The organism is Alsobacter soli (assembly GCF_003004785.1).
Classification (GTDB): domain Bacteria; phylum Pseudomonadota; class Alphaproteobacteria; order Rhizobiales; family Beijerinckiaceae; genus Alsobacter; species Alsobacter soli.
Genome location: NZ_PVZS01000058.1, coordinates 1 through 6,343 on the forward strand (window position 1 = coordinate 1; position 6,343 = coordinate 6,343).

At 70.5% G+C, this 6,343-nt stretch carries 2 protein-coding genes; both read left to right on the forward strand.

Translation table 11 applies throughout. From position 1 onward, the window contains the following. Window positions 1–260: 260 nt before the first annotated feature. On the forward strand, window positions 261–1,415 hold the full coding sequence (locus SLNSH_RS23930; RefSeq protein WP_106340777.1) for a zinc-binding dehydrogenase: 1,155 nt from the start codon (window positions 261–263) through the stop codon (window positions 1,413–1,415). Between the two features lie 144 nt (window positions 1,416–1,559). Continuing rightward, on the forward strand, window positions 1,560–6,343 hold a 4,784-nt coding region (locus SLNSH_RS24760), incomplete at its 3' end, for a beta strand repeat-containing protein (RefSeq protein ID WP_425353030.1).

Genomic DNA, 6,343 nt, shown 5'->3' on the forward strand with positions numbered 1-6,343 from the left:
CCACAGGCCCAGCCCAGGGAAATGCTGGAGAAACGTCATCTCCCTTTCTCGCCGCGGCGCGCCAGAAGGGCGCCCCGGCCGCCCCCCGGGACGAGGTCAGCTTCCTTCCACCGCCTGCAGAGAGCTCGTCCCCAGCTCAGGTCGGCGGGCGAATGCTGATTGAACAGACACGGGCGAAGGCCGCAGGATTGGGTCGAGGCCGGACAACGGCCCGGAAACACGGGATGGGGCCCAGCAAGCGCCCGGCAAGGGAGGAAATCATGAAATCCATTCGCGTCGCCACGTTCGATGGCCCGGGCGCAGAGCCCGTCATCCGGGAGGTCCCCTGGCCAAAGGTGGGCCGCAAGGCCGCGCTGATCCAGATCGGCGCCTGCGGCGTCTGCGGCACCGATCTCCACATCCTGAAGGGTCACTGGCCCAAGCCGCTGCCGTGGCCCTTCACGCTCGGCCACGAGATCTCGGGCGTGATTGTCGAGAAGGGCGCAGATCTGGCGACCGACTGGATGGATCTGCCCATCGCGGTGGGCTCGAAGATCATGATCCCGCCCTTCATGCCCTGCGGGGAATGCTACTATTGCAAGCACTACCCGGAGCACGCCAACCGCTGCCAGACCCCCGTCTACTACGGGCGCTACCTCGGCTTCGAGAAGTCGCCACACCTCTGGGGCGGCTGGGCCGAATATGTCTATGTGGACCTGGAGATGCTGCCCGGCACCAAGATCTACAAGCTCCCCGACGCCATGCCGCTGCGGCTCGGCGCCCTGGCCGAGCCGATCACCTCCACCATCCGCGGCTTCGCCCGCGCCCAGCGCATGGGCGGCTTCAAGTGGGGCGACACGGTCGTGATCCAGGGGTCGGGGCCGATCGGGATTCTCGCGATCGCGGCCGCGCGCGAGATGGGCGCCGGGCGCATCGTCTGCGTGGGCGCGCCCGAGGAGCCGCGCCTGGCGCTCGCGCGCCGCTTCGGCGCGGACGCGACCGTGGACATCACGCAGGCGCGCACGCCCGCGGAGCGCATCGCGCGCGTGCGCGAACTCTGCGGCCCGAGGGGCGCGGACGTGGTGATGGACTGCACCGGCCACCCGACCGCGGGGCCGGAAGGCATCGAGTTCCTGCGCGACTCCGGGTTCTTCATCGAGATGGGCCAGTTCACGGACGCGGGCTCGATCGAGACGAACTGGCACCGCTTCGTCGCCAAGGACATCACCATCATGGGCTCCTGGGCCTTCACGGCGAACGACCTCGCGCTCGGCGTCCAGATGCTCTGGCAGGCCCGGGATCGCTATCCCTGGTACGACATGCAGACCCTGTACCCCTTCGACCAGGACGGCGTCTCCCGCGCCATCGCCGACGCCATGGCCATGCGCACGGTGAAGTCCACCATCGTCCCGTTCCCGCAACTTCTGGAAGTCTAGAGAGCCTGAACAACCGGAGGTGACTTCGCCCCCCGGCGAGGTCACCTTCTCACAACGCAGCGCTCCGGAATTCAACCTGCTGGTTAGCCATTTATTGACACATGAAAGCCTATTGCTTGCTCAATCATATGTGTGAGCAGCGGCATGGCGACCACCACCAAGTCCGAGAGCAAGGCCCAGGCGCAGTCCGAAGAAACGGGCGCCCTGAGGAACCCCGCGACTGAAGCCGTGCAGGTGATCGCCCGCCCCGCCCCCGGCGCGGTGCTGGTGGTGGAGACCGAACGCTCGGGCAGGCTGGCCTTCGGCTTCACCCTCCAGGAGGCCACCGTCGTCGCCCTCGACGTCGACCTGATCCTCACCTTCCCCGACGGCGCCAAGATCATCCTGCCCAACCTGGGCCTGAGCGCCGTGGGCGCTCACCCGCCTCACATCACCTTCGCGGGCGCCCAGGTTGCGCCTGAAACCTTAGTGTCGCTCGTCAGCGAACTGAGGCTCGCGCCGCTCGAGCCGCTGCTGCGGGCGAGCGACGATCGCCCGGAGGGCGAGGCCCCCAAGCAGGAACACACCGCCGATTCGGAAGGCGTCCCTCCCGCCCCCATCATGCGCATCGTGCGGCATGAGGGCGACGGCGACTCCCCTGTCACGCCTCCGCAGACCGCAGGCGCCGGGCTTGGACTGACGCGGGCGGAGGCGCCGGACACCCTGGTGCGCCTGGTGACCTCCGGCGGCGTCACGACTCCACCGGTCGCCCCGCGCCCGGGAACTGACGAGGGCAAGCCGCACGCGACCCTCGAATTCAACCTGCTCAACTTCCCCGACACGGTCACGAAGGCGTCCGCCACGGGCCCGGACACGATCCTCGGCGCCACGGGCGGCCCGGGTTCGGGCGAGAATCCGGCCTTTGCGGTCCAGAGCGCTCCACGCATGCTCGCCGCCACCGCGCGGGCCGAGTTCATCGACGTCGACAGCGCGGATCTCGCCGGAACGGCGCATTCCGCCCGCAAGCTGGACATCAACTTCCGGCTGCCCGCCGCGGGCTGGACGGCCACCTCGGCCACCGTCTCCGGCCTCCCCGACGGATACGCCATCACCAACGCGGTCCAGCGGGGCCCCGGCCAGTACGAGATCCTCCTGGACGCCAAGGATCCGAACCACCTGGCGCTGGACCTGAGCTACCCGATCCCCGCCGACGGCGCCGCGCCCGACGCCAACGGCTTCCTGGCCCGGTTCTCGCTCGCATTCGCCCTTCAGATCCGCAGCGGGTCGGGCGAAACGGCGCTCGCGACGGCCACCCAGGAAGTGGGCGTCCGGTTTGTGAATACCGAAAGCGACGCCTCGTTCACCAATCCCAGCACGAACGAGAAAATGATGGTCCTGTGGGCCAACCCGCCCGGCGCGTCCCTGGACGCCGGGGACGGGGCGGACACGGTCCTGTCCGGCGCAGGCGCCGACACCCTGCACGGCGGGGCGGGCGTCGACACGCTCTCCTACGAGCGCTCCCAGAGCGCGGTCACCGTCAACCTCGAAACGCGCTTGGCGGCTGGAGGCTTCGCGCGCGGTGACGTCATCGACGGCTTCGAAAACCTGACCGGCTCGGCCTATGGCGACAAGCTGACGGGCGACGCGGGCGGAAATGTCATCGTCGGCGGCGCTGGGGCCGACACGATCGACGGCGGCGCCGGAACGGACCTCGCCGACTACTCCGCTTCTGCGGCCGGGGTCACCGTTGACCTGCAGCGGACGGGCGCCCAGTCCGGCGGCGACGCGCAGGGCGACGTCCTCACCAACATCGAGAATGTCACCGGGTCCGCCCGAGTCGCGAACAGCCTGAGCGGCGACGCCAACGCCAACGTCCTGACCGGCGGGGCCGGGAACGACACGCTCTCGGGCGGGCTGGGGAACGACACCCTGGTGGGCGCCGGCGGCTCCGACACGGTGGATTACAGCTACACGGCCAACGCGCTCACGGTCGCGCTCAACAGCGCCGGCCAGGTCACCGTCACGGTGGCGGCCGGAAGCGACGTCGACCTGATCTCGGGCATCGAGAACCTCGTGGGCGGCTCGGGCGCCGATTCCCTCGTCGGCGACTCGGTGGCCAACGCCCTCTCCGGCGGGGCGGGCGACGACACGCTGATCGGCGGCTCCGGCGCGGATACGCTCTCAGGCGGGTCGGGGACCGACCTCGTCGATTATGCGAGCTCAACCGAGGGGGTCAGCGTCGACCTGACTCGCGCGGGATCCCAGTCGGGCGGCGACGCGGCCGGCGACGTCCTGTCCGGCGTCGAGAACGTGACCGGCTCGGCCACGGGCGCCAACTGGCTGAAGGGCGACAGCGGGAACAATGTTCTCACCGGGGGCGCCGCGGCCGACACCCTGATCGGCGGCGCCGGCGCGGACACGCTGGCGGGCGGCGCCGGGACCGACCTCGTCGACTACTCGGGGTCCGCGGCCGGCGTCACGGTGGATCTGACGTCCACCGGGGGCCAGTCCGGCGGCGATGCGCAAGGGGACGTGCTGCTCGGCGTCGAGAACGTCCTGGGCTCGGCTGCGGGCGCCAACTGGCTGAAGGGCGACCCGGGCGCCAACATGCTCGCGGGCGGCGCCGGCGCCGACACTCTGGTTGGCGGCGCGGGCGCGGACACGATGACCGGCGGCGCGGGGATCGACACGGCGGATTACCGCACGTCCGCCGCCGGCGTCACCGTGGATCTCACGGCCGCGACCCAGGCCGGCGGCGACGCCCAGGGCGACGTGCTCTCCGGCATCGAGCGTGTGTATGGCGCCACGAACGACGCCAACAGGATCGCCGGCGACGCCAGCGCCAACGACATCTATGGCGGCCTGCTGGGGGACCTGCTCAGCGGGGGCGCTGGAGACGACTCCATCGACGGCGGAGCGGGCGACGACACCCTGGCGGGCGGAGCCGGCGCGGACACCCTGATCGGCGGGGCGGGGTCGGACACGGCGGACTACACGGCCTCGATCGCCGGCGTCACGGTGGACCTCACCGCCGCAAGTCAGTCCGGCGGCGACGCCCAGGGCGACCGTCTGAACGGCATCGAGAACCTCATCGGCTCGGCGACGAGCGCCAACAGGCTCACCGGCGACGCCAACGCCAACGTCCTCACGGGCGGCGCGGGGAACGACACGGTCATCGGCGGCGCCGGCGCCGACACGCTGGCCGGCGGCGCAGGCGTCGACACCGTCGACTATGGAAGCTCTGCGGCGGGCGTGACCGTCAACCTGGCCTCGTCGGCCGCCCAGTCCGGCGGCGACGCCGCGGGCGACGTCCTGTCCGGCATGGAGAACGTCGTCGGCTCGGCGACGGCCGCGAACAGGCTGTTCGGCGACCGCAATGGGAACATCCTCACGGGCGGCGCCGGGGCGGACCTGCTGGCGGCCGGCGACGGCGCGTGGACGACGGGCGCGGCCGGAAGTCAGGCGCTCAAGGCCAGCCTGGGATCCGACCCATTCGGGACAGGAGCCGGCAAGGCCTACACGGTTTCCTTTCGGTTCCAGACCACGGATCTGCAATCCCCATACGGAATGGTCGGGATCCTGGGCGCCGGCGGCACTGACGGCAACATCACCGTTGGCCTGCTCAACGGCCAGATCAGGTTGGGACAGACGAACGACGAGCTTGTCGCGTCTCCGAGCTCCGACATTCGCGACGGAGCCTGGCACACCATCACTGCGACCATGACCTCGGGCCTGTTGGGCACGATTTATGTCGATGGCGTGGCGGTCGGAAGCCGAATTTTCACCGGCGTTTACAAAGATTCGGCGACCAGCGAACTCGGCATCAACGTCATGGACGGGAACGGCCTGGTGGCCTTGACCGCGAGCTACGACGACGTCGCGCTCTACAACCGCGCGCTGTCGGCCGCCGAAGTCGCGTCGCTTGCTTCGAACGGCGCCGCCACGGTCCCGACCGGCCAGATCGCCCTCTACACCTTCGACGGCCCGAACGCCCTCGCCGACGCAATCGGTCGCAACCCATCCCTTACCCAAACGGGATCGGCCGGCTCGATCGTCAACGGCAGCTGGTCCGACGCGGCCAACCTGCTCCAGGGCGGAGCCGGGGCGGACACTCTCATTGGCGGCTCCGGGGCCGACACGCTCGACGGCGGCGCAGGCGACGACATCCTGACCGGCGGCGCCGGCGCGGACTCGATTCTCGGCGGCAGCGGCGTCGATACGGCGTCCTACCTCTCCTCCATGCGCGGGGTCACGGTCGACCTGACGTCCGCCGGCGCCCAATCCGGCGGCGACGCCTCAGGCGACGTGCTCTCTGGAGTCGAGAACGTGGTCGGGTCGGCCATCGGCGCCAACTGGCTGAAAGGCGACGGCGGAGCCAACGTTCTGACCGGCGGCGCCGGGAACGATACCCTCGTGGGCGCCGCCGGCGCGGATACCCTGCTGGGCGCCGGCGGCGTCGACACGGCCGATTATGCGGGTTCCGCGGCCGGCGTGACTGTCGACCTTCGGCTGGCCACCTCCCAATCAGGGGGCGACGCGGCCGGCGACATCCTGTCCGGGATCGAGAATGTGGTCGGCTCGGCAACGGGCGCCAGCAAGCTGACCGGCGACGCCAACGCCAACGTGCTCACGGGCGGCGCTGGCCAGGATACCCTCAGTGGCGGCGCGGGGGCGGACACCCTGGTGGGCGGCGCAGGGGTCGACACGGCCGATTACGCGGCCTCTTCGGCCGGCGTCAGCGTCGACCTGGGCGCTGCGAGCCAAACGGGCGGCGACGCGCAAGGCGACGTGCTGGTCGGCATCGAAAACGTGACCGGTTCGGCGACGGCTGCCAACTGGCTGAAGGGCGATGCAACCGCCAACGTCCTCACGGGCGGCGCCGGCGCCGACACGCTGATCGGCGGCGCGGGGGCGGACACGCTGGTCGGCGGCGCCGGGATCGACACGGT